The organism is Enterococcus sp. OL5, assembly GCF_006491895.1.
GTDB lineage: Bacteria > Bacillota > Bacilli > Lactobacillales > Enterococcaceae > Enterococcus_D > Enterococcus_D innesii.
Window position 1 is genome coordinate 101,678 of record NZ_VHIL01000008.1, and the last position, 25,373, is coordinate 127,050.

Annotated in this window: 24 protein-coding genes and 1 pseudogene; all 25 read right to left on the reverse strand. The window is 38.4% G+C overall.

The window, feature by feature from the left end; all coding sequences use genetic code 11:
* Nucleotides 1–11 precede the first annotated feature (11 nt).
* The gene (locus FJU10_RS10850; RefSeq protein ID WP_140965896.1) at nucleotides 12–596 is read right to left on the reverse strand and encodes a hypothetical protein; all 585 of its coding nucleotides are present in this window, start codon (nucleotides 594–596) and stop codon (nucleotides 12–14) included.
* 26 nt (nucleotides 597–622) lie between these two features.
* Nucleotides 623–1,942: an ABC transporter substrate-binding protein gene (locus tag FJU10_RS10855; RefSeq protein ID WP_140965897.1), complete on the reverse strand. Its 1,320-nt coding sequence runs from the start codon at nucleotides 1,940–1,942 to the stop codon at nucleotides 623–625.
* Between the two features lie 10 nt (nucleotides 1,943–1,952).
* The gene (locus FJU10_RS10860; RefSeq protein ID WP_140965898.1) at nucleotides 1,953–2,318 is read right to left on the reverse strand and encodes a hypothetical protein; all 366 of its coding nucleotides are present in this window, start codon (nucleotides 2,316–2,318) and stop codon (nucleotides 1,953–1,955) included.
* A 26-nt stretch (nucleotides 2,319–2,344) separates the two neighbouring features.
* On the reverse strand, nucleotides 2,345–3,868 hold the full coding sequence (locus FJU10_RS10865; RefSeq protein WP_140965899.1) for a glycoside hydrolase family 43 protein: 1,524 nt from the start codon (nucleotides 3,866–3,868) through the stop codon (nucleotides 2,345–2,347).
* A 27-nt stretch (nucleotides 3,869–3,895) separates the two neighbouring features.
* Nucleotides 3,896–4,696, reverse strand: coding sequence for a carbohydrate ABC transporter permease (locus FJU10_RS10870; RefSeq protein WP_140965900.1), 801 nt, complete (start codon nucleotides 4,694–4,696; stop codon nucleotides 3,896–3,898).
* A 9-nt stretch (nucleotides 4,697–4,705) separates the two neighbouring features.
* Nucleotides 4,706–5,632 (reverse strand): carbohydrate ABC transporter permease, encoded by a 927-nt coding sequence (locus FJU10_RS10875; protein ID WP_140965901.1) that lies wholly within the window; start codon nucleotides 5,630–5,632, stop codon nucleotides 4,706–4,708.
* A gap of 281 nt (nucleotides 5,633–5,913) precedes the next feature.
* Nucleotides 5,914–6,846, reverse strand: coding sequence for a glycoside hydrolase family 43 protein (locus FJU10_RS10880; protein WP_223273025.1), 933 nt, complete (start codon nucleotides 6,844–6,846; stop codon nucleotides 5,914–5,916).
* On the reverse strand, nucleotides 6,846–7,679 hold the full coding sequence (locus tag FJU10_RS10885) for a PTS system mannose/fructose/sorbose family transporter subunit IID (RefSeq protein WP_140965902.1): 834 nt from the start codon (nucleotides 7,677–7,679) through the stop codon (nucleotides 6,846–6,848). Before FJU10_RS10885 ends, FJU10_RS10880 begins: the two co-directional genes overlap by 1 nt.
* A 17-nt stretch (nucleotides 7,680–7,696) precedes the next feature.
* Nucleotides 7,697–8,515 carry a PTS sugar transporter subunit IIC gene (locus FJU10_RS10890; protein ID WP_189372299.1) on the reverse strand — a complete coding sequence of 273 codons (819 nt, stop codon included), beginning with the start codon at nucleotides 8,513–8,515 and terminating at the stop codon, nucleotides 7,697–7,699.
* 120 nt (nucleotides 8,516–8,635) lie between these two features.
* Complete coding sequence (locus FJU10_RS10895) at nucleotides 8,636–9,769, reverse strand: glycoside hydrolase family 88 protein (protein WP_140965904.1); 1,134 nt, start codon at nucleotides 9,767–9,769, stop codon at nucleotides 8,636–8,638.
* Nucleotides 9,770–10,133: 364 nt separating this feature from the next.
* Entirely contained in the window at nucleotides 10,134–10,937 is an 804-nt protein-coding gene (locus FJU10_RS10900) for a gluconate 5-dehydrogenase (RefSeq protein WP_140965905.1), read from the reverse strand.
* 23 nt (nucleotides 10,938–10,960) lie between these two features.
* A complete protein-coding gene (kduI, locus tag FJU10_RS10905; RefSeq protein ID WP_140965906.1) occupies nucleotides 10,961–11,749 on the reverse strand; it encodes a 5-dehydro-4-deoxy-D-glucuronate isomerase in 789 nt (262 codons plus the stop codon).
* Between the two features lie 157 nt (nucleotides 11,750–11,906).
* On the reverse strand, nucleotides 11,907–13,106 hold the full coding sequence (locus FJU10_RS10910) for a glycoside hydrolase family 28 protein (RefSeq protein ID WP_140965907.1): 1,200 nt from the start codon (nucleotides 13,104–13,106) through the stop codon (nucleotides 11,907–11,909).
* Nucleotides 13,087–13,944 (reverse strand): annotated as a pseudogene (locus FJU10_RS19690) (hypothetical protein). Before FJU10_RS19690 ends, FJU10_RS10910 begins: the two are co-directional and overlap by 20 nt.
* Before the next feature lie 10 nt (nucleotides 13,945–13,954).
* Nucleotides 13,955–14,731 carry a family 43 glycosylhydrolase gene (locus FJU10_RS19695; protein WP_262984559.1) on the reverse strand — a complete coding sequence of 259 codons (777 nt, stop codon included), beginning with the start codon at nucleotides 14,729–14,731 and terminating at the stop codon, nucleotides 13,955–13,957.
* 52 nt (nucleotides 14,732–14,783) lie between these two features.
* A complete protein-coding gene (locus tag FJU10_RS19065; protein ID WP_189372301.1) occupies nucleotides 14,784–14,957 on the reverse strand; it encodes a hypothetical protein in 174 nt (57 codons plus the stop codon).
* Nucleotides 14,947–15,741 (reverse strand): hypothetical protein, encoded by a 795-nt coding sequence (locus FJU10_RS10920; protein WP_223273026.1) that lies wholly within the window; start codon nucleotides 15,739–15,741, stop codon nucleotides 14,947–14,949. Before FJU10_RS10920 ends, FJU10_RS19065 begins: the two co-directional genes overlap by 11 nt.
* 76 nt (nucleotides 15,742–15,817) lie before the next feature.
* Nucleotides 15,818–16,951: a glycoside hydrolase family 88 protein gene (locus FJU10_RS10925; protein WP_140965908.1), complete on the reverse strand. Its 1,134-nt coding sequence runs from the start codon at nucleotides 16,949–16,951 to the stop codon at nucleotides 15,818–15,820.
* The gene (locus FJU10_RS10930) at nucleotides 16,951–18,735 is read right to left on the reverse strand and encodes a DUF2264 domain-containing protein (protein WP_189372303.1); all 1,785 of its coding nucleotides are present in this window, start codon (nucleotides 18,733–18,735) and stop codon (nucleotides 16,951–16,953) included. The genes FJU10_RS10925 and FJU10_RS10930 overlap by 1 nt, the downstream gene beginning before the upstream one ends.
* Nucleotide 18,736: 1 nt before the next feature.
* Complete coding sequence (locus FJU10_RS10935) at nucleotides 18,737–19,147, reverse strand: PTS sugar transporter subunit IIA (RefSeq protein ID WP_140965910.1); 411 nt, start codon at nucleotides 19,145–19,147, stop codon at nucleotides 18,737–18,739.
* 178 nt (nucleotides 19,148–19,325) lie between these two features.
* A complete protein-coding gene (locus tag FJU10_RS10940) occupies nucleotides 19,326–20,168 on the reverse strand; it encodes a PTS system mannose/fructose/sorbose family transporter subunit IID (RefSeq protein ID WP_140965911.1) in 843 nt (280 codons plus the stop codon).
* Nucleotides 20,161–21,021, reverse strand: a complete 861-nt coding sequence (locus tag FJU10_RS10945; protein WP_140965912.1) for a PTS mannose/fructose/sorbose/N-acetylgalactosamine transporter subunit IIC — start codon at nucleotides 21,019–21,021, stop codon at nucleotides 20,161–20,163. The genes FJU10_RS10940 and FJU10_RS10945 overlap by 8 nt, the downstream gene beginning before the upstream one ends.
* 6 nt (nucleotides 21,022–21,027) lie before the next feature.
* Nucleotides 21,028–21,519, reverse strand: a complete 492-nt coding sequence (locus tag FJU10_RS10950) for a PTS system mannose/fructose/N-acetylgalactosamine-transporter subunit IIB (RefSeq protein WP_140965913.1) — start codon at nucleotides 21,517–21,519, stop codon at nucleotides 21,028–21,030.
* Between the two features lie 68 nt (nucleotides 21,520–21,587).
* Nucleotides 21,588–22,400: a Cof-type HAD-IIB family hydrolase gene (locus FJU10_RS10955; protein ID WP_140965914.1), complete on the reverse strand. Its 813-nt coding sequence runs from the start codon at nucleotides 22,398–22,400 to the stop codon at nucleotides 21,588–21,590.
* Between the two features lie 203 nt (nucleotides 22,401–22,603).
* Nucleotides 22,604–25,357, reverse strand: a complete 2,754-nt coding sequence (locus tag FJU10_RS10960; RefSeq protein ID WP_140965915.1) for a sigma 54-interacting transcriptional regulator — start codon at nucleotides 25,355–25,357, stop codon at nucleotides 22,604–22,606.
* Nucleotides 25,358–25,373: the final 16 nt, after the last annotated feature.

Here is a 25,373-nt window from a genome sequence, read left to right on the forward strand (position 1 = left end):
TGCTCTCACTATCAATCAAGCGTTTTTTTCTTTTTTGAATAATTAAAAATCATTACATTCAAACATATTAACAACAGTGGAAGAATCGGCAGTAAAACAATTAGCCAATGAAAAATTCCAAAGATTATGCCGCCATTCAATAACAGCAATAGAATACTTATAGGAAAACTTTCGATAAAAAATCGTAAAACAGTATCTATTCCTATTGATTGATTTCGTTCTCTTTTAATCATCATTTGTATGAAACTTGGCAATACCAACAAAATCAAGAGTACAATTCCAATTACTAATATTTGTATAAGATATCCTACAAATCCATAGTTTGAATAGAATTTTAAAACGATTGGAATGCTTATTAACACAATAATCACTAAAAGCGAGTATGGCAGAACCGGCAAAAAGATATTCTTAAATGTGGAGAGAAATCTACGAATATTTAATGGAGCTTTTTTCAGGAGTAATTCCTCTACTTCCTTCCACACAGTGATTGTACATGGAAGGATTGTAATAAGCAAAGGAGCCATAACTAACCAAAATACTTCTAGAATAATAATAGATCCAGATATCGTTAATATTTTCCACAATGGCTTGTCCATGGTTAAGCTCCTTTGCACATCAAAATTTAGCGTTCAATACCGGCATTTGTCTGCTCAACAGTTTTCAACACCGTAGAGATATCTTTACCAGAGATTACATCTTGCATAGCAACGCCCAATGCTTCTTCCAATTCAGCATATTTTAATTTGCGATCATATTTTGAATCTTTATTTTCTTGTTCAATATTCGCAACACTTTCTTTAGCTGTTTCTGAGGCATCGGATGGCAGCTCAATTTTAATCTCGCTATTTACCGGTGTACCTTGTAATGTATTCACCCAAATTTGTTGTCCATCACCTAAAGTCATGAAATCTACGAACTTCATTGCAGCTTCAGTATTCTTAGAGGTCTTATTCACACACATTGCAAAATCTACACCATTAGTAGCTAGTGCCTTTTCAGGTCCAACCTGTGGGAATGAAGCCATTCCTAACTCATCATTTTCAACCGCAGTTCCTTTAGTTTCATCATTAGGAATTACGACAGAAACATGCCATGATCCTGTAGGGAAGAAAGCCGATTTACGAGCATAAAAGTAGTTATCTCGAGCATCTGGATACGTTCCCGTTCCTAGGGCACCATCTTGAAAGACTTTATCATCAAACATGGATTTCCAAGCTTCCATTGTTTTCACAAATGATTCATCGGTGAACTTAGCTTTACCTTCTTGAGCTTCATAAATTTTTCCTGGGGCAAATTGGTTAGCTAAATAAACAAAGAAATCTACATCATGCCAAATGTCCTTCGCGCCCATTGCCATTGAAACAAGACCTTTATCTTGTAACTGCTTAGAAACCGAAATTAACTCTTCATAAGTCTCAGGTAATTTAGTAATTCCATTTTCTTCTAACAACGTCTTATTATACAGATAATACTCCATACTAGTAGTCAGTACCGGCATCGCAGCTAGAGTACCATCACTTGTGGTTGTTTGGTTCAAAACATTTTCAGCGATTTTATCTTTCCAACCATCCATATACTTATCTGCAAGCTCGTCCATTGGTTGAGCAAATCGAGAATACTGTTCTAGCATACTTCCCACTTGCACACCAAACACATCAGGTCCTTCTCCCCCAGCCAGTGCAACTTGTAATTTTTTCTGGTAATCGGATAATTCAGCCGTCCGCCACCAATCAATTTCAATATCAGGATATTTCTCATCGAAAGATTTTTTTAATTGTTTAAATTGTGATTCAGTCGGTGTCCAAGTCCAAAATGTAACTTTCTTTTTTCCGTCTTCTGCTTTACTTTTTTCATCATCTTTGTTACTACCACACCCCGCTAATCCCATTGCTACAGTTAGTAACGCAATGGAACTTACCAATAATTTTTTGATTGTTTTCATGATACTCCTCCTATGAAAAAATTTTTGTTTGTTGATACCCTTTAAGAAAGGCTTTAACTAGGTTTAAGGAAATCTCATTTGTATCTTCTAAGATGGGAAGAATTGTATGTCCTGCAGAATGATTAAGTACCATATAGTCGTCAAAAACATCCAAATATACAGCACTCGTCATCCCCTCATCAAGACTCACTTCCACCAAATGTTCCTGATCTTTTGAAACAATGAGCTTCGATTTTGTATAGGTAATTTTCAAATCAGAATCAATAAAATCAATCTGGAACAAGCTATCAGAATTTGGTAATCCAAAATCAAATTTATAACGATTTCCTTTTCTTATTTCACCATTTAGACAAAGTGGTACCTTCTTATAATTCACAATTTGATTTTCGTTCGTAATTGATGCTATCTCCTCTGTTCCAAAAAATTACCGAAATACCGAAATTCTTCTCCCCAAAGGTCGACTGTCTCTGTAACAGCAAGGTATTTGAAGTCAATTGTTGAGAATTTCTGACACACCCCAAGGCATTCTCCTGCGACATCTAATGAGAATTTTCCAATTCTTTGTTTATCAATTATGATTTCAAAATGATTAAAAATTCTCGTAATTTTTAAATGATAGACTCGATCAAACTTCAAAGAATTAACTGGGGATGACTGGATAATTGTCGACAGACCATTGACTACTTGCTCAATCAACACCTTATTACTACCAGAGTCTAATAATACTAATGAATAATTTAATTCATCGAGCCAGCCAATGACTGCCCCACCACGGCAACCCGTATTTTTATTTTCCAAAGATAAATCCAACTCGTAAATATAGTATGGTGATTTGTAGGTAGTTATGTTAAATCCAATACCATTTTCTTCATACCGTTTCCAGGTTTCATTATTCTTATTAAAATAGTTTTGTACTGTAGGTAGAAAAGGCGCGTTTTGTTCAAGATGCGTGGGACCATTGATTTTTAGTTTCTCACCGAAAAAGAACAAGGAATCCATTCGCATCACACGCTGTTCCTTTTCAAAATCCAAGATTTCTTCACTGTCTCGTCCATGATAGACTACCCATTGATCAACATTGTTTGGAGCCAGTGTAATTGAATTATGTCCAGTTCCTTCAACACTCTCATTTTTTTTCATCAACGGATAATATGTGAAATCATTAGGATATTTTTCAAAATTCATCTGATTAATTTCCGAGTGATCTTTACCCACAGCATAGGCAATATAATAATTTTCTCTCACATATGCATTTGCCGAGTAAAGCAAATACGTAAGTCCGTGATGCTTAGTAAAAGATGCTCCCTCAATCGTATACCAATCACGTCCATCACCAAAACGATTTTCTTCAAAAACTTCTTCCTCAATTGTAGGAACTAGAACCGGTTGAGGGTTCCCTTCCAGTTCATCGAATTTCAACAATTTATCTACAAGAATACTTGTGCCTGTATTATCAGCTGTAGTTCCTGTAATATCATTTGCCGAGTAAAATAGGAAACGTTCCCCTTCTTCATTAGCGACAATTTCTGCATCAATTGTGAATTTGTCAAATAAAACTTTTCTTAAAACGAAAGGACCTTCTGGGTTCTTACTAGTAGCCACTCGTAAAAAACCATCATGAGGATCTTGTGAGTCAATCGGAACAGACGAATAATACATCACAAATTGTCCGTCCCAATAGTCTACACCTGGAGCCCAGTAATTTTTTCTGCCATCTTCTTGCATGGCAAACCCCAAGAAATGCCAATCAATCAAATCATTCGAAACACTGACTTTTACTCCAAACTCATCTGTAGAGTAACAATAATATTTTCCACAAAATTTTAAAACGAAAGGATCTGGGTTTGTCGGAAGACTACTACTATCCACATAATTTAACGGATTAGTATATTTTCTTTTTGTCGAATCTGAAATCTGACTACACATTTTTTTCACCTAAATTTCTTATTAAAATTATTTTACACTTCCGGCAGTCGTTCCACTTTGTAAATATCTTTGACTAAAGAGGTAAACAACAACAGAAGGAATAGTCATCAGAATTAACGCTGCATATAGTTGTGCAACCATTTCTGGCGTTTGACTTCGAGTTTCCATAAAATAAGTTGCGGCTAGAGTTACAGTATATTTTGCCTCATCACGAAGAATCAGTAATGGTGTTAAATAATCGTTCCAACTATACACAAAAGTTAATGTCCCGATATTAGCCAATATCGGAAAGCTCAAAGGAAGCATTATTTTGAAATAAATCTGTAGTGAATTTGCTCCATCAATAGTTGCAGCTTCTAGAAGAGAGTCTGGAATATCATCGTAATAGTTGCGAACCATCATCAACATCATTGGTGCATTAAACGCAATTAATGGAATGATAACCCCTGCATAAGAATTAAGCGCATTCAAATTCTTAATAGTATAAAAAATTGGCATTGTTACTGAAGAAACAGGAACTGCTAAACATGCTAAAAGTAGTAAGTACAGAATATTTCTACCCTTGAACTGCATTTTTGAAAACGCGTATCCTCCCAGCGTCGTTACCATAATGACACAGGCTGAAGTTATCACAGAAATCAAGAAACTGTTGAAAATTACTCGGAAGTAGTTTACCTTAGGATGATTTAAAACAGAGAGATAACTTTCAAAACCATTTACTTGAACCGACTTTTGAACTGCTACAAAAATTGGAAAAATCCAAATTGCAGCAAATACAAGTAAAACCAAATACATTACTAATTTTGTGCTTTTTTTCATCGTCTTCATGTCTATCACCTAATAATCTTTCTTGCTGACTTTCAACTGGATTATTGAAAGTACAAATGCAATAACTAACACCATCACGCCAATAGCGGCTGAGAGCCCACCATTAAATTGCTCAATCCCTGTTTTATAAAGATAAGTATTTAAAAATTCTGTTGAATATCCAGGGCCACCTCTAGTCAGCAGCATGACAATATCAAACGTTTTAAGTGAGCCAACAATTCCAAGAACAAATAATACAGTAGTTGTCCCTTTTAACATTGGAACCGTCACTCGGAAAAATTTTTGCCAGAAACTAGCACCGTCCATATCGGCAGCTTCATAAACTTCATCTGGAATTGACATCAATCCTGCATAATAAGTAATCATCGAAAAGCCCATCCACTGAAAAATATTAACGGCGATAATTGAGATTAGCGCCCATTTGGGATCTCCTAACCAAGTCTGTGCCAGAAAGCCTAAGCCAATTTTATTTAATCCTTGATTTAAACTACCGACATTCGGATCCAAAATAATTCGAAAAATTGCAGCAATAATTACTGGTGCCATTGAGATTGGCAAGAAAAATAACGCCTTAAATCCATTACTTCCTCTCAATTTCTCTTTTAGAATAACTGCAATAATCATACCTAATGCTGCCTGGATTACGACTGTGGCAACCATAAAAATAAGATTGTTCTTAATAGACAGCCAAAAACGTGGTGATTTGAACAACTCGATATAATTCTTCAATCCCACAAAATTCATTACTTCACTAATTCCATCCCAATCTGTAAAACTAGCATATGCAGTAAAACCAATACAGTAATAGATGAACACACCAGAAACTACCAAAATTGGTGCTAAATAAGCATAACTTTGCAGATGTTTAAAACGACTTTGTTTGTGTTTTTTTCCTTCCCTCACTTCATTTAAAGAAATCATTCTAGTATCCTTCATAATCTCTCCCCCTTCTATTACTAATAATACGGCAAAAATGAAAGCGCTTAATTACAAAACTTTGCTTTTATTATATTTTTTTGCGTTTTTACATTGGAAAAGAAAGCAATCCAATTGCGATTGTAGGATTAACCCTGAAAAAAAGATTCTTTTAAATATGAGTTGGCTGTGATGAGTAATGAAATAGATCTATTTTTAAAATCAAAATACAAAACGATACCCGACTCTATTTTTTCGTCGGGCATCGCAATTTACTTTCATATTATTTAATCGACAAAGAGTTAAACTAACTCTCCTCCAAATGGCTCCTCTGTCCATTTGATTCTTAAATCACGTTTTTTCTTACCTATTATTTCAACTGGCAAAATACTATATCCTGAATCACGCAGATTATCTGGTTTCCAATGGTCAATCATAATATATACGTTACCTTTAACTTCAAAAGCGTAATTAAACTGTCCATGAAAAGTATATCGATAATCTTGTCCTTCACAAGGATTGTCAATTAGTTTATGTGGAGTAAACAAATGATTAGATCGAGAGTACAATGCCGCATTTGGCTCCCATCCTGTTGTTCCAGAGGTGACCATAAAGTACATTCCATTCTTCTTGAAAACAGCCGGAGCCTCGCGTTCTTGATCAACTAATATTTTCGTATACAGCCCTGTAACATCAGTTAAATCATCCGTCAATTCAGAAATATACATTGTCTTATTAAAATCTGAACTGTGTACCAAATAAAATTTATCTTCGTCTTCAAAAATTGTAAAATCTCGACTGTCTTTTCTATTTGGTTTGAAAATCTTATTTAATTCGAAGGAGCCTGTAGGTGTTTTAGAAGTTGCTACGCCGCTGGCGGCAATCCAATAGTCATCATGATCATAATGGAACCAAAGTACAAATTCTTTGGTCCATTTTGAATAGACTACCTTTGGACGTTCAACAACTTTATCTCTGTATAATGGATTCGAAGGATCATTTGAGGCTTCTAGAACTAATCCTTCATAGTGCCAATCCCTCAAATTTGATGAAGAGTAACAGGAAATCCCTATAAAATCTACTTTTCGTCCATCCGTAGCAGATTTCACGTTAGGGCCTTCTTTATTTTCACCATACCAGTAATACATATTCTCATGTTTCAGAATCATACCACCATGTGCCTGAATTTTCTTTCCCTGATCATCTAGCCAAATATCACCATTTTTATTTTTCACTATTTCATCACTCCTAAAACAGCTAAAATAGCTGATAATACTATAATCAGTACCATTACAAAATTAGGAGACTTACCTTTTCTTAACAGAAAGGTTGATGCCAGTACTAAGGATAATGGCAACAGTCCTTTTAAAATTTTGTCTAATATGTCTTGTAAAACAAACTCTTGACCTGAAATAGAAGTTTTAAAGTCCAAAATAAATGGCACATTCAAAAAAGTCATTGCTCCGACCATCACTAGTCCAAGTAACGTTGCCCCCTTAGTGATAGCATTAATTAAGCCGCTTTCTGTTGCAGTTTTGATATAATTCGCACCTAACGAATAGCCAATAAAAGTACCATAATATCTGACAGCAAAAAAAGGAATATGGAACAACAAGAAAAATAATAATGGTCCTAGAAAGTTTCCTTGACTTGCTAACGAAAGAGCAATACCTGTTACAATAACTCTTAGTGTCTCCATAAAAAAGGAATCGCCTAAACCGGCTAATGGGCCCATTAAGCCAACCTTGATACCATTGATAGTTTCATCCATATTAGGTATTGGTTCGATAGAGTTTTCTTTTTCCATAGATAAAGTAACACCTAAAATAAATGGTACAAATCCAGGATAAGTATTAAAAAAGGTCGAACTTCTACTTAAAGCTGCATAGTATTCATCATTATCATCTTTATAAAATGAGCGAAGCATAGGTATTGAAGCAAATCCGTACCCAATTCCTTGCATTTTGATAAAATTCATTTCTGCTGACTGCGTTAATGAACGCCAATAAACCTTCTTTAGTAATTTTTTTTCATCCTGACTAATTTTTAGGTTCGATATAAGTCCCATTATAAAATTCTCCTTTCCTAATTAAAGAAATCATCATCTGGATCTTCAGCTTCCACTAAATATGTTCTAGAAGAAGTAGTTGCTTCTGCAATTTTTTTGTCTTGTGTTTGCTTTTGCAAAAAATTGTACCCATATAACACGGCTAAAATTGTTCCTACTAGAGCAATTCCCATCGTATCTAGCCCAAAATAAGCAGCCAACGCAAATCCTGAAAAAAAATAGGGAACTAAGTCTTTGTCCCATAATGATTTTAAAAGCATTCCAAATCCCATAGCAGGTAGTAGTTTCGATGCGATTGAAAGGAAGTTGTTAACTACTTCAGGCAAACTATTCATTAACTGACTTATCGGCTCTACGCCAATCATTATAGTGGTGAATGAAATAATGGCATATGGTATACCAAAGAATATAATTGCCGCGTAATGAATGTGTTCATACCTTTTGTCGTTATGTTGTGCAACAGCGTTATCCGCAATTGCCACAACAGCGTTATGCCAAACAATTTTGATAAGATTATAAACAAAGATAGATAGTAATCCTACTGGAACTGCAAGCGCAACAGCAGATTTCACATCGTTTCCTGCCAAGATTGCAAAAGAAGTTCCCACAATAGCACCCATATCGGTATCTGAAGGTAGACTCCCTCCCACTCCAAATCCCCCTAAAAAAACCGCTCCTAATGAAGTACCAATAATAATTCCTTGTGTGAAATCTCCTAAAATTAAACCAATAATTGGCCCAATAAGTATTGGGCGCAACTGTAGATTTGCAAAACTCATACCAAAGAACTTGATAACGTAAGTAGCTGCCGCCACCGATAAAGCCTGAACTATCATAATATTCTTCATCCCTTCTGAAATGGAAACTTTACACTTTCCTTAAGTGTACCGTTTTAGAGCAATTTTGTTTCTAATAAATCATTTTCTTAAATAGCAATAAATTGGTATAATATGTTGCTACCAAATAAAGATATCTTGTTCCAAAACACGTAAGATACCTTCAACAAAAAAGTAATCAGAATAGATAATTGGAACTTCGCGCCAATAATCAGAATGGTATGCAGCAGTCGCACCACCAATAAGTCCATCCTGTTCATTATCCCAAATTCCGTAATTTTCTTCCGTTGCTTTTAGAATATTTATCGCCGCTTCAACATAAAGTCCCTTTTCCAATTCAGGTACATGTTTTGAAATCTCAAGAAATCCACAGGCTGCGCATACTCCCGCTGATGTATCAAAAATTAGCGGGTCTTTTGGTGATCTGAAATCTACCACAGGAATCCAATTTGTTTTTGAAACTTCAGAAATAAAATAATGAGCTACCCTTTTTGCCGTATCTAAGTATTCTTCTTTTTTTGTGTGATAAAAGCTTAATGCAAACCCATAAATTGCCCATGCCTGGCCTCTTGACCAAGATGAACCATCTGCATATCCTTGCCCTGCTGGAGTCTCTAATAATTCTCCATTGATTGGGTCAAAAATACCAATATGAGCTACAGAACCATCGTTGCGAACAATATTATTCATGACTTTATCAGCATGATCCTCAGCGATAAATCTGAACCGAGGATCGCCAATCGTTTTCTTCGCCCAATAGAGCAGTGGGATATTCATCATTGAATCAATAATTACCCACCCAGCCCGATCTCGATTCCATGAACGAATAAATTTTCCTCGAGGATTGTATCGACCAGCTAATAAATGAGCAGCATGTAACCCACGAGCCTTAGAACGTTCATTTTCGGTTAATCGGAAATTCGCCACTGCCGTATGCAACCACATAAATCCAACATCATGATGCAAACCAGTATAAATTTCAAAAGCCTTATCTAGAGCTTCTTCATTCATTTCTGCTGTCTTTTTATATAATTCATTTTCGGTAGCATGATACATTTGCCACATCATTCCAGACCAAAAACCATTACACCACCACACTGGATCCTTTTTTACCATATCTTCATCATATTTTTTAGTTTTCTCATCCGGAATATAAGGGATTTTACCTCCTAAACGATTCGCCTCAACTGTAAGTTTCCCATCAATTTTCCCGAGAATCTTTGTTGCCCACTGTTTGTCCTCTTCCTTAAACAAAACCACTTACCTCCATTTCGTTATTTAGCTAACATAAGTGAATAGACCCTACTAAAAAAATAAAAACCACACCAAATGTTCTGAACTTTGCAATTTTGGCCTATGCTTATATGTCTGCTCTATAATACAAGCAAGTAGTGTGCCAAATTCGTGTCGAAAAAAGACACTCAAGTATGGTACATCCTGAATACCTAGATTTATTTAAAGAGGCTTATTTTTTAGATTTTCCATCCCATTTGACAAAGAGCCCTGAATTCAACAAAAGCTCCTTGAAATCACTTCATAACACAAAAAAAGGAAATGCCGAAACATTTCCTTTTTTGAGATCTAATCAAAGTAAGACTATTGACAAAATACCAGTGATTTAAGGTTGTTTACCGATATAAGCCAAGATACCGCCATCAACGTACAAGATGTGTCCGTTAACGAAATCAGAAGCATCAGAAGCTAGGAAAACAGCTGGACCAGCCAAGTCAACGGGTTCGCCCCAACGGCCAGCAGGAGTTTTAGATACGATAAATTGGTCGAATGGATGACGAGAGCCGTCTGCTTGTAATTCCCGCAATGGTGCAGTTTGTGGAGTGGCAATGTAGCCAGGTCCAATCCCATTACATTGGATGTTTGCTTCCCCGAATTCAGAACAGATATTCTTCGTCAACATTTTCAAACCGCCCTTAGCTGCGGCGTACCCAGCAACGGTTTCCCGGCCAAGTTCACTCATCATAGAACAGATGTTGATGATTTTCCCATGACCTTTTTTGATCATGCCTGGTAAAACAGCTTTTGATACGATGAATGGTGCGTTCAAGTCAACGTCGATTACTTGACGGAAGTCTTCAGCAGACATGTCAAGCATTGGAATCCGTTTGATGATTCCTGCGTTGTTGACCAAAATGTCGATTACGCCCACTTCTTTTTCGATTGTTGCAACTAATTCTTCAATTGCTTTTTCGTCGGTAACATCAGCCATGTAACCGTGTGCTTCGATGCCGGCTTCTTTGTAGTTCGTCAAACCTTTGTCGACGAATTCTTGTTTAATATCGTTGAAGACGATAGTTGCACCTGCTGCTGCTAATGATTTTGCGATTTCAAAACCGATCCCGTAAGATGCACCAGTAATCAAAGTAACTTTTCCGTCTAAACGGAACATATCCATTGAAAAGTCCATATTTTTTTCCTCTTTTCTTTTGATTATTTTAATTCGTCCATTGGAACCATGTCCATATCTGTATAAGTGATGTTTTCCCCACACATTGCCCAGATGAAGGAGTAGTTAGAAGTACCAATACCAGAGTGGATTGACCAGCTTGGAGAGATGACTGCTTGTCCTTCGTCTACTACCAAGTGTTTGGTTTCATCTGGTTTGCCCATCATGTGGAAGACGCGAGTGTCTGGTGTTGCATAGCCGAAGTAAACGTATGCTTCCATGCGACGTTCGTGAGTATGACACGGCATGGTGTTCCAAGCAGAGCCCGGTTCCAAAATGGTGTAACCCATTTGCAATTGGCAGCTTTCGCAAACATTTGGATGAATGTATTGGTAAATTTTCCGTTCATTCAAAGTAACGCCTTCGCCAGTTTCCATCGGTTTTACTTGGTCGATGGAAATCTTCACGTTTGGATATTTTTTGTGAGCCGGAACAGAGCTAATGTAGAATTTAGCAGGGTTCGCAATATCTTCAGATGAGAATACAACATGTTTGGTTTCTTTCCCGATATAGTAACCGTCTTGTTTTTTCATTGGTTCTTTTTCGCCATCGATTTCGATGAAACCAGGGCCACCAATGTTGATTACACCCAATTCACGGCGTTCCAAGAAGTAGTCCACACCAAAGATCATGCGATCGTTGTGAGTATAAGTCAGACTAATTTCACCAGGAACAAAAACTTTCTCCACCAAAAATTCCCGACGCAATTCTTCTGTTGAATAGCTACGGATATCTAATGGACTGTGAGTGTAACGAGTTTCCATATTTTGCATTGTTTTACGACTCCTTCTTTCGTTTTTCCCAAATAAGAAATCGTGTTTTTCTTATTGGAAATTGCAATTTCATTATACATGGATTTCAAAAAAGGCAATTAGTTTACTTACCAGAGCGAGAACTTTCTCCTTACTGCACTTTTTGAAAGTATTTTTCTTACATTGACATAGATACTGTATTTGAGAAAACAAAGTCTTTGGTACCATCCTTAAAGCTCGTTGGACGCACAAAGTGAACGTTTTCCAGAATTAACGTGACTGATTCATCAAATTCCAAAAACGGTTCTTCACTATCATAATCAATCTGAACATTCCGTAATGTCAGGGTAACTGCTTCCCCGTTCCCTTTAAACGAAGAAGTCCGACGTAGTTGTGCAATCTGACAGTCTTCCAAAGTTAAACTCTTTAATGGTAAGTTGTTCTGCATTAAATCTTTGCGCCCAAAATCATAAATGAACAGTCGGTCTGCATCCGCAAAGGTACACTTAGACAAAACAATCTTATTGGCCGGCTGTTTGATTTCATCCCCATCGATCGAGTAAAACTTGAAAATGCCATGGGTGTAGTAACTGTCTTCTGAAAGATGAGGATAATGCCCCGGACCAAAACAAGTACATTCTTCAAAGCGGACATTCACTCCGCCAATTCGTAACATGTTACATGCGGTATTCAACTGGCAACGGCGAACCAATAAGTTCTCAATATCATAGCCCGCAAAGCAATCATCCCCCGTTTCTAAATGACATTCTTCAATTAGAATATCTTTTGAGTGATGCAAATTGAACCCATCATGCCCTGCTTTAATCGTAACATTTTGCACTTCGATTTTTTCACAACCATCCAAGGTATGGGACCAGTTGGCGCTGTTAGCAAAGGTATACCCTTGTAAATGAAGCTCCTTGATTCCGGACATAATAATTCCCATCGGTCCACGGAAGCCTTCTTCTCCATTTTTATCATAGACATCTGAGCCGTCAATCAAAGAACCTGGCTCCCCAATAATCTGAACATTTTCTTCATTAAAGGCGGTAATCATTCCATAAAAATAATATTCAGGTAAATTCCAAGCTTTCACATAATAAGAATCTTGTAGATATTGAATGCTACTAGGCACATGAAAATCTTCGTAATCTTGATAGTTTTCGATACCTTTCAAGATTGCACCTGATTCCAAATACAAAATCATATTTGAATACAAGCGTAAACTACCGATTAAATAGGTTCCTTCTGGAATTAGGACCTTCCCACCACCAGCTTGATGGCAAGCATCGATACAGGCTTGAATGGCCTTTGTTTGCAATTGGTCTTTCGAAATTACTGCTCCGTAATCACGAATATTAAAAGTTTGTTCTGTCATTTGTTTTCTCCATCTGTACATTTCCACTAACTGGTGTGTGCTTTTCTTGATAGATAAAATAAGCAAAATCAGCATAAGAACTATGATCGTCCATATCTTGGGCACAAAGACCAACCATTGCTCCAGCGAACGCTAATTTCCCATGATTTTTAATCTAATCATCTGATAAGTGATCTGTTGGCAAAACTTCTCCAATCGCTTGCCATTGATTTGGTTCAAGGGCGTAATAAAATTGAGCTTGATCGTAATTGACTTCTACTGCCAAATAGACTGGTCGTGTTTTATCAAGCCAAATTCGCTCAGAAGTGTAGCTCATTTGATTTAAATCAGCTACTTCCACTTGAAGATAAGGTTGCTCTTTTTCTTCATCCCAAGAAACATGTAAATAGTGCCAATTATCGGTGTCATAAAATAAAGTCAAACCTGCTAATTGCTGAAAACTCTTTGGTGAAAAGTCTAATAAAGTTTCTGCCCGAAAAGCAAAATGTTGCCAACGTCTGGCGATTAAACTTTGCCGATGCAAACTGCTGATACTTTGTTCCCCATAAATTCTCAACCAATCTGGTCGGGCGCTTAAACTAAATTGGTGCCCAATTGCTTGACGCAACGACTTGAAGTAAGTAGGCAAAGTTTCCTCAGTGAAATCCGTGCTACTACTGAAATCACGTTTTTGGATAACATTTTGGGCAATACTTGGAGCTTCTACCTCTAGATCAGGGAACATGGTTTGATTTGCCAGACGCGGCCACCCATCGATCCACTGGATTTTTTGGAGAGCAGTCTCTCTTCCCAAGGTGCAGAGCCCTCTTTTTGTCAAAGGTCGGGCACAAATATGCACAATATACCATTCATCTGGAGTAACCTCGATAAAGGCAGCATGACCACTTTTTTTGCAAAGGATTATCCGGAGCAGGTTTCGTCGTTAAAAACGGATGATAAGATGAGACTTCATAGGGGCCTAATACATTTTTTGCCCGACAAACCGTAGCTGCATGAGAATAACCTGTGCCCCCAGCAGCACACAAAATATAATACCAGCCGCCTTTTTTAATCATTTGCGGACCTTCACAAACTCCTAAATCCGTGCCGTAGAAAAAGTGTTCCCGCTTACCTACTAATTTCACTGTAGCTACATCGAATTCTTGAATCACCAACCCATCAAACCGTGGTTTGTCTAAGCGATGATCAAAGAGCATGCTCATAATATAATGGCGTCCATCATCATCGTGGAAGAAGGCTGGATCAAAGCCACTTGCCGTTACAAAAATGGGCTCTAACCAAGGTCCGGTAATGGTTGGAGCTGTCGTCACATAATTTAACGTATCTTTAAATTCCGTTCCCGTCTTGACTTCAGTGATCAATAGATAAAAGATTCCCTGATCATATCTTAAGTGGGGTGCCCACATACTACCGGAATTACAATTTCCAATCAAACTAACTTTCTCTTCCGTTTGCAATGGATTGGCCACTAGCTTCCAATTAACTAAATCTTGAGAATGATAAATTTCCACTCCCGGCATCCATTCAAATGTCGAAGTTGCCAAATAATAATCAGAGCCAACTTTTATAACATTCGCATCTGGGTGAAACCCAGGTAAAATGGGGTTTACAAATTTATTTGTCATTAAAAAAGTTCCTCCAGTTTTCCTCCAAAAGGCTGTTTGCCCCAGACAATCCTTAAATCCCAATGAAATCTGCTTTGCGTCCCCCACTATTGGAAATACGATTAGGTCCGCCTTTATTTTCACCATACCAATAAAACTTCCTTTGATATTGAAGAATCATGCCCCCATGAGCCTGAATCTCGGCGCCTGTTGTGTCATACCACATTTTGCCATTCTCATTTTTCATCAGTGCCGTAAACCTCGATTTCTGTTAACGCTGGAAAAGGGGATTCATCTTCGTGTTTGAGCAAGTTCTTCAAAGTAATTGTCCGGGTAGTTTTTTCCGGGAAAGCAAAGAATTGGCGTTCAAGAGCATTCGTTGGTTCAAAAATTAATTCGCTGCCATCACTAAAAGATACTGTGACACTCGTCCAATAGCTGTCATGAGGATAATCTCCTCTTAAGACTAGCGCCAGCTTATCTACGATGACCATGCGACCAAAGTCAATAGTAATTTCGGCATCTGCTTGCTGGTTGATTCCCCATGATTGATAAGGAAAAGAGCCATGGCTTTCATTGGCAATCATGCCATCAATGGCATTGCGGGCAAAAAAAGTGGAATCATTTCGAGTTTCCACGTTGGCATAAGCGTGAGGATAAGCCCCCGATGCTTCTTTTTGATCGTGGGGGTTGAAAGCCAAATTACGGTAGGCTTGCCATTCGTCTTCTCTTGGCAAAAAGGCCCGTACATAATGACGCTCCCCGCTGAAAATTTTTGGACTGTAGGCCCGGCGCAACTTCTCTTCTAAAATTACCGGAAACTCCCAACGACCTCCTTTTAAGAAAATCAAACTTGGGGCTAATGCTTCGTCGACTTGCACCCAAAGATAAAGTTCTTCTTGATCTGTTTCTAAAACGAATTTTTCACCAGGAGAATATTCCCGGGTTTTAAAAGCCAAATAGACTTCTTCTTTTTGTTGGTGACTTGCTACGACTTGATTTTGAGCATCTACTAAAAATAATTTCAACAATGTCCTCTTCCTCCTAAAAGCTCGTTCTGCTTAACTATAGAAATAGACTCAAGGAATCCCTTAATTCTATCTTTTCTTACCAAATCAAAAAGCTTTTATCCAAAATCCGCAAAATCGCTTCTAAAAAATAGTAATCAGAGTAAATAATTGGCACTTCAGTCCAAGATTCTTCATGATAAGACCCTGTAGCATAATCAATTAACCCATCTTTTTCATCGTCCCAAATAGCATATTTGGCTTCGGTAGCTTTCAAAATATTGATTGCCGCATCGATGTATAATTGTTTTTCATACTCTCCTACATGTTTGGCAATTTCCAAGAAACCACATGCCGCACACATGCCGGCAGAAGTATCAATCATCACTGGTTCAGCCGGAGAACGGAAATCCACTACAGGAACCCAGCCTGTTTTCGAAACCTCTGCAATAAAGTAATGAGCAACTTTTTTCGCTGTATCTAGATACTCTTGTTTTCCAGTGTGAACATAGCTCAATGCAAAGCCATAAATTGCCCAAGATTGGCCTCGAGACCAAGAGGACCCAGAAGCATAGCCTTGTCCCCCAGGAGTTTCCAGTAGCTCACCAGTATAAGGATCAAAGACACCGATGTGACTTACCGAACCGTCAGGACGAACAATGTTATTCATGACTTTGTCTGCATGATCCTCTGCATCAAAGCCAAAACGTGGGTCGCCAATCGCTTCTTTCGCCCAGTACAACAAAGGAATATTCAACATGGAATCAATGATTACCCAGCCGGCCCGATCTCGATTCCAAGAACGAATAAATTGACCTCTTGGGTTATAACGTCCCGCTAATAAGTGTGCCGCATGTAAGCCTCGTGCTTTTGAACGTTCACTACCCGTTAAACGATAGTTCGCCACTGCAGTATGCAACCACATAAAACCAACATCATGATGCAGACCAGTGTAAATATCAAATGCTTTGTCAAGACGATCTTCATTGGCTTCAGCGGTTTTCCGGTAAAGCTCTTTATCAGTCGCATGATACATTTGCCACATCATTCCAGACCAAAAACCATTACACCACCAAACCGGATCTTTTTCCGCCATATCCTCTTCATAACGACCGGTTTTTTCATCAGGAATATAAGGAATCTTATCTCCTAAACGCTCTGCTTCTAAAGTCAATTTGTGGTCGATCTTTCCAAACACTTCTTCCGCCCACTGGATTGTTTCATCATTAAACATTAAAATCGCTCCTTTTTAATTTCAATTTTTTTCTGATCTGAAAAAATTACAAAAGTATCTTTGGTTTCATGAATTTGTAAATTTGGGTGTTGCAATTGATTTCTGATGCCTCCCACAACGTACGCCGCCAATGTATGAGTACCTGGCGATAGCGTCGCAGTTAATAGGGGGATACCATTTTTCTCACAAGAGTAGATGTTACTGTTCGGCCCTTGGGCACTTACCGCGGCTTTTCTCGGGGTTAAATAAGCCTCAATACTAGAATATCCCCAGTTACTGGTTAACATACAGCTAGTATCAGTAAGCTTCGGTTGTTGATACTTAGGATTCCATTCCCACAAAGGAAAACCACCTTCAGCGCTTTCCACTGTAAAAGGAGTGGTAATTTCATGGATTCGTATATGTCCTTCTTCCCAGGGAATTAAGTAACTCACCACTTCCACTTGATTCCATACCGACCAGTGACTTACGCCATGCGTTTCATATAGGCTTGTTCCGGTGATAGCTTCACGACTACGCCACTGATCAAAACCATGTAACGAAAACACTAAAGCAGAATCCAAAGCAAAGTCATTTACATTCTCTGGATTACGGGTCAGGTTAAAGCCAAAATAAGTTGAGTAGGCAAACTTACTATACTTTTCTTGATGATGATACAAGCGCGGATTCCCGCAAAATTGCAATGAACTCAAGGCGACAGTCTGTTCAGGCAAACTTTGGATATGAAAGCCGCTGTGTCTTTGAAGGACTAAAGCTTCTTTTTTAGGCAGTAGTTCTTCTACAACTTGCCAAAAATCGTGATTTTCGTCTAGTTCCAACAAAACAAATGACTTAAAAGCCCACATGGGAGAACCTGGTGCATTGTAGTCTTCTGACAACAAAAGATTCTGATAACCATAGCCAATGCTTAAGTTTTGTTCTTTTGGCATATTGATTGGCTGTTTTTGCCAAAAACGTAAATGCCGTAAAATAATCCCTTTGATTGTCCCTAGAGAAAAACCTGTCTGTTGCCAAGCATCACTGACAATTAATGCGCACCAAAAACTCACATGAGCAAAACGATACGTCAAACTCCGACCATAAGGCAAAGAACGTCCGGTGGCATCAAACCAATAAACAAAGTCCTTCGCAAATAAAACTGCCCGTTCTACAAAGCGTATTTGTAGTGATTCATCACAAAATTGACTATAGAGCAATCCATAAAAGTGAAAGGCAAAAGAGACATAATAATCTCGCTGGAAATTTAGACCATCTGTGTACCAGCCATCCTCCAAGTACAACTTTTCAATTTCTGCTAAAGCAAAACTAAGCCGTTCTTCCGAATAGGGACATCCAGCTTTTTTTAGCCCTCCATTGACCAAGACGAGGAAAAAGTACCAATTTCCCATAGGAAACTGAATTTGATTGATTTGGTTTAGCCAAGTAAGCAGATACGTTTGCTCCTGCTTACTAAACAGCTCCAAAAAAGCTGAACCGTATTTCCCTAAGCTATAGCCTAGAACTCCCACTTCAACCGCCAGTTGACGATTTTCGGTAGTAATCTTGGGTAGTTTCTCCGACGCAACGAGCTGCTTGAAAGCTTGAAATAAAGGTTCTCGTTTTAAGTCAGTCAAAGCCCCACTATACGCTGGAATGAGTGCCCAAAAGCTTCTAAGGACACTTTCTATTTCACGGATTTCTTTTGTATAAGAAGCCCCACTTTGCTCTAAATAGGCTTGGTCTTTAGGAATCAGCGCGCACATCCAAGAAAGTAATTCTTCACGGGTTTTAAGTTCCAAATTCATTTTAGAAAAAGTCATCCCCTCCACTTCGGACGTTTAAATCAACTGCTAATGTCTTCATGCCTTCTCTCACACTGGCAATGATGGCATCAATGTCGTCTTTCTTCGTCGTTTGAGAAACAACAATTTCCATTGCTAGTGGCAAATTTGTACCCGTGACTAATACAACATTCGGACGCATTGTCAATCCTAGAGCTGAATTACATACAGAGCCCCCGGCAATATCTCCTAAAATGACAACTTCCATTTCATCGGTGATTTGCTCCTCAATTTTGGTAACGATTTCATCAGGATGCCCCCCAGGCATTAGCCCGTACGCTTGTAAATTGTCCTGTTTACCGATAATCATTTCCAAGGCGTTCTTTAATCCTTCGGCGAATTGATTGTGTGATATCAAAAAATATGCTTTTTTCATTTGGAAACCTCTTTCTTTAAACTCGTTTACACCTAAATTGTAGCAAGTTCCGTGCCAAAATGTGTCGAGTCTCTCACGATTAAGAAAGACACAAACTTTGCTTGATAAGAAGATATCAAAAACCTTCGAAAGTAATCTTTTCAGATCAAAGCTTTCGAAGGTTTCATGCTACTAATTCTTAACCAGCAATTCCTAGAATGGTCATAACTACTGCAACCAAAAACATTATTACTAAGGCAGTCACTGGTTTATTGTGTTTTCGCAAGTATGCGAAACAAATCATCGTAATCCCTAAAGGCAATAACCCAGGCATGATCGAATCAAAAACATTTTGCAAATTGAAAGTTGTACCGGACAGCTTGGCTTCAAATGTTGTCTTGAAAGTCACAAACTGAGCTGTCATCGCACCAGTCATGATTAACCCTAAAACCGCTGCCCCTTTCGTAATTGCAGAAAAGGTACCTGATTTCAAAGCGTCAGAGATAAATTGGCCACCGGCTTTATAACCTACGACGGTAGTAAACCAACGAATCATCATATTCGGCACATTGACAATTAACAAGAATAAGATTGGCCCTAAGATACTGCCTTTTTCACTCAGTCCCAAAGCAACCCCAGTTGCGATAACACGTAGCACTGATAAATAAATCGCATCACCGATTCCGGCTAGAGGACCCATTAAAGCCGTTTTTAAAGCAGAGATAGACGTCGAATCAAAGTATTCACCTTTGTCCATCATGGCCTTGTTGTCTTCTTCCATCGAAACGTTCAAAGCGCCAATGAAACCATTCATAGCGGGAGCGGTATTAAAGAAATCCAAGTGACGCCCCATGGCACTATAGAAATCAGCGGTGTCTTTCCCGTAGATTTTCCGTAAAAATGGCGCCATTAGCCAGCCATACGTAATCCCTTGTTGTTTTGTATAACTAGTACAAAACATTAAAAACTGATTTCGCCAAAATAATTTTGATACGATTTTTCGTTCGTCTTTGTTTAATGTAAGCATTTCATTTTTAGTCATTGAAGAAATCCTCCTCGTCTGAATCATCACTGGCATCTGAAGCAGCAAACGGTTTCATTTGGGCTTGTTTATTGCTCTTTAAATCAGCTAAAACGACTAAAGTAGCGATAATAAACCCGATAAAGGCGATTTGAACCAGACTTAAAATATTCGTTGATGAGGTCGTAATCGCACCATCGACAACTTCGGTGGTTTTTTGGTAGAAGAAAAACGCACCTAAAGCAAATCCAAGGAAGTAATAAGGAGCCAAAGATTTTTGCCAAAGCATCTTCAGTAAAAGTGCTAACCCGATTGCTGGTAACATGGTAGAAGCAACTGTCATCGAACTTTGAACCCATTCAGGTAACCATTCAACGAAAGCTTTTACGGCATCTGCACCAACTAAAATTACGATAAAACCTAACAAGAAATAAGCTAATTCAAATCCCCAAAACTGCAAATGCCACAATCGATTAAACTTAGCATAGTCTTGGTCTTTAATATGTTTTTCAAAACGAGGAACTAAAGAAGTAATCACCATCTTCATGAAAGAATACAGCAATGTACCCAACATAGAGATTGGAACTGCCAAGGTAATCGCTACTGTTAAATCAGAGCCGGTCAACATCGCAAACGCCGCGCCAAAAATAGCGCCTAACGTAATATCAGATGGCATTACCCCACCAAGGCTGACATTTCCCAAAAAGATTAGTTCTAACTGAGCTCCTAGAATAATACCTTCTGTCGGATACCCCAAGAGAATCCCTAATAAGGCAACGATGAAAATTGGACGTGATAACTGAGTGGAACCCCACCAGTCAAGAAATTTTGCCAAAGCAACAACAAACCCTACAATTAATGCTTGTACAATCATTTTTCATTATCCTCCGATCAATTGTTTTAGTGATTGCGGACTATCATCAGGTAGAGGTTGATATTGGAAGTCGTAGCCCATAGCGAAAATTTGTTGAATAACTTCCTTATCCGCAGGTGAAATATAAACAGTTTCGGTAATTTTTTCTTTATCAGAAAGTGCACCACCAATTCGGCCATAGTTTGCCATGTTCAAGAACAAATCTTTTTGTTCCAACAAAGGCAATAACTCTTCCACATTTTTCGGATCATTGGTAACAACCAAAATTTTCATATCTTTGGAACGGGGGTCATTGATAATCGCAGTGGCTTTTTCCACACCTAATACGACTACTTTCACACCAGCCGGAGCTGCCATTTTCAAAGCGCTTACTTGAATTTCGTTTTTAGCAATAGCATCACTAACGACGATAATCCGGCTCACACTTAATTGTTTGGACCATTTCACGGCCACTTGACCATGAACTAAACGGTCATCAATACGAATCATTGAAATCATAATTGATTCCTCCTTTTATTATTTCACTTTCCTATTAGCAATAAGCGTGCCAAATTCTGTCGAAACTTTCAGGACAAGCTTATTTTAGCTAAAAACTTGGCCACGCCATCTTGATCATTTGTGTCGGTGACAAAATCGGCCAGCTTTTGGACATGGGCTGCGGCGTTTCCCATGGCGACTCCCACGCCACTGACTTGGAGCATTTCAATGTCATTTTCCTGATCCCCAAAAGCGATGGTATTCTTTAGTGGTATGTCCAAATACTCACAAATATAGGTCAGAGCATTCCCTTTATTGACATCTTGAGGTGTAATTTCGATATAGTATTGATCTGAAAAAAAGCTATTAATTCCTACTCCCGATAGAACTTGCTGCAACTCATTTAACTTTTCGACATTTCGATCTGTAAACGCCAGTTTCAAATATTCCGTATAGCTGTCGTTGATTTTCTGCCACATGTCATCAGGTTCCAAGATACGTAAATCACTGCGCTGAATTAAAAACTCCTGCACCAACTCTTGCTTCTCGTTAAAAATCACGCGATCACTACCAAATTCATTGCTAGCAATAAAAGTAACTCCTTGCTCTTGTGCAAAATGAAAAGCTTGGCGAACAACCTCCCTTCTTAAAACGGCCCGGCGTAAGGTTTTTTTTCCGTTCTTTTGTAGATGCTCGATATAGCTGCCGTTTAACGCTAAGGCAAACGCCTCAATCCCCAAGTCTGCCACAATTTCTCTGACAGAAACAACCGAACGTCCGGTGGCGATTGCAATTAAATTGCCTTTTCCAACCAAATCAAGGATTGCTTGACGGTTTGCAGGGGAAATCTCATGGGCATTATTTAATAATGTCCCATCTAAATCAAATGCCAATAATTCCATAATATCCACCTCTCCTTCTTTTTATAAGCAAGTTTTATGCCAACTTGTGTCATAACATGTCGATTTCTAAGCGCAATCTGGTTGATCTTCTACAAAAAAATACCCAAGAAAACTTAATGCTTGTAACAGACTACTCTGTTAACATGACAAGATTTCTTAGGTATTCTGTTCTACTTAATTAAGTGTGTGTCTTCTATATTTACTTAACAGTCAAAAATGATGTCATAGAGGTAGTTCAACTCATAGTCGCCAACTTCAATCGCATAGGCATTTTCAACAGTTTCTAGTGATTCCTCAATAATTTTTAAAGCAGGTTTACGAGCTGAATCTTCCGTTCCATGATATTCATTGACTTCGTGATTGCGAATAATACGTTCCACTAAACTTGCAATGTGCACATAGAGAATCGCTTTTTTACTGTTTGTCAATTCGAGTTTTAATCGCCGCTCCATTTCCACGATGGCTTCATCGATATAAGCAATTATCCGCTTCACATCCAAAATAGTAATTGCAGAAAGCAAGCGCTCGATGGATATATTGCGCACCAAATTATTGTTGATTGATTTACGGATATCTTCATCCGGAATTCCTCTAAATAAAGTGTCGATAGTTTCAGAGCCTTGGCCTGTAATCAAATCTTCCAATGAAACAAAACCGACCCCGGGCACTTCTGGATTTGCCGTTCCCACAATTCCTTGGACATCATATTGTTTAAACAATGAATTATCGTTTCCATACTTTTTCAAGTAATGATAGTCGACGGCTTCTACTTTATACTCTAACTCTGGTGGTAAGCTGCTGTCCAAAAAGTCTTTTAGCTGTTGCGCGGCACCCAGTCCTGTGTGACATACTGTAATAATGAGCGGACTTTTCACTAATTCGGGATAAATCACACGATAATCCGTATGCATATTAGCCTTCAACCGCTCTCCAATCAATTCTAAATCTAAGCCTTTTTTGATCATCTCTCCTACATAAAGAGCTTGCTGGGTTGTCACATTGTTAATCATCAACATTGGCCCGGTTAACTCATCTAGTAACGATTCTGTTAAAACCATCAAAGATCCCATGTCCGCGAGTATAACTAGCCCCTTGCTGCAATCATTTGTCCGCAAATAGTGGCGCATGTATTCTTGAACCTTGTCCAAGTTCACATTAAAAGGCATATCGAACGCATCAAAAAGATGCTCTTCCATAAAACGATTCACCACATCCGCAATGCTACTTGCCGTAGAGAAACCATGGGCTAAAATGACGCTGCGGATTTCCGGCTTGCGAACTTCCAGATCCATTCCTTTTAAATAAAACGATAAGAGGATTTTCTCTGATTCATTGATGATAACATCTAGCTTGGCTTCAATCAGTTCCAATAACGCATTCAAAATTTTCTTTTCAGTCAAGAGATTCACGCTGATGAAATCTTGGATTATAATTTTCATGCGGTAATCAAAATTGGGTAAGTCTACCGCAAAGCTATTTCGCTTATACAAATAACTACTCAATGCTACGATTGAGTTACCAGATAAAATCACAAAAAAGTTCATCTCTAGAAAATTAACCAATTCCTTGATAGTATTCCGTAGAAGCTTTAAGGTATTCCCTTCCTCAGAAGTATCGTACACCATGGTTTCAACAACGGTACTTGCCTCTCGGGACAATTGTTTTACCACATCTTCACTGGTAATTTCATTATTTTGAAACTGGGTAAAGATGCCTTCAAAGACCTTAAAAATTCCCTTAATCATCAAACTATCGGCGTTTTCAGTACGCATGTAATCTTCGACTTGACTCGTAGGCGTAATCAACACATCTTGAACCTCTTTATTATCAATTTCTTTTAAAGATAAAAAGCGCGATAATAAACTATTTTCTAGGGCGCCGGAGTTGATTTCCAGACGACTCTTGCGGGCTTGCTTACTGTAAGCACTGGCGCAAATAATCCTGATTAAGTTTTTTAAGCCCCCCACATTATCCCGGTAATTCAAAGCCATTAGCCGGTTCATAACCCAAGGAGTCACCATGATTTCTTTTTGCAAGTTTTGGCTTTCGCGAATAAAAAAAGTATAAATATATTCTGAAATTTCTTGACTAGTCCGCTCTTGCAATGACGGAATGTTAATGGTCACTGGCACTCGACGCGTAAAAGTCCGTAAGAAATTTTGAGAAATATCTTCCGTTGTCGCAAAAATCAAGCGAACTTGAGACTTTCGTGTCTTATTGTTTTCACCAATCCGCGAAAAATGATGGCTATCCATAAAAGTAAACAGTTTTTCTTGGCTTTCAGGCGATAGGCGATGGCATTCGTCCAAGAATAGAACACCACCATCAGCAGCCTCTAGCATCCCGATGTGATCTTCTGTCGCTCCGGTAAAAGCGCCTTTTTTATACCCGAACAAAATGCTACTTAAAAGCTCTTGGTTATGGTAATACTGAGCACAATTTAGCTCAAGAAAAGGAGCATCAGCGGCGATTAACTGCTGGGTTTGGCAATACTCGTAAGCCTTCAAAGCTAGCATGCTTTTCCCCACCCCCGTATCCCCATGAAACATCATCGGTAGTCCTGTTCCCGGATAATACACCGAAGCCTTAATCTGATCGATTGCCATTCGTAAGCTAGACTGTGCTCCGATTATCTCCCGAAAAACAGCACCATCTGACTCATGAACCGCCTCTTTTGCGAATTCTTCTTTCAATTGCTCAAAGTTGTCATAGATCGCCTGTTCCGGTGTAAAGAATTTTTCCGAAAAAAGACCCTTATCGTAAAAAATGGCAGGCCGCGTCTTGACTTTGATTGCTTCCCCCGATTTCACGAGTTCGTTTAAGTACTGGCTAGTTGTATTTCGGCGAATGTCAACGGCGGCAGAAATTTCTTCGGTAGTTAGTGATTCTGACAGCTCTAACTGATCTAAAATTTGTGTACGTTTGGTTAATTCTTCCTGGACTTTTTCTTTTGACAAGAAAAGCACCTCCTAA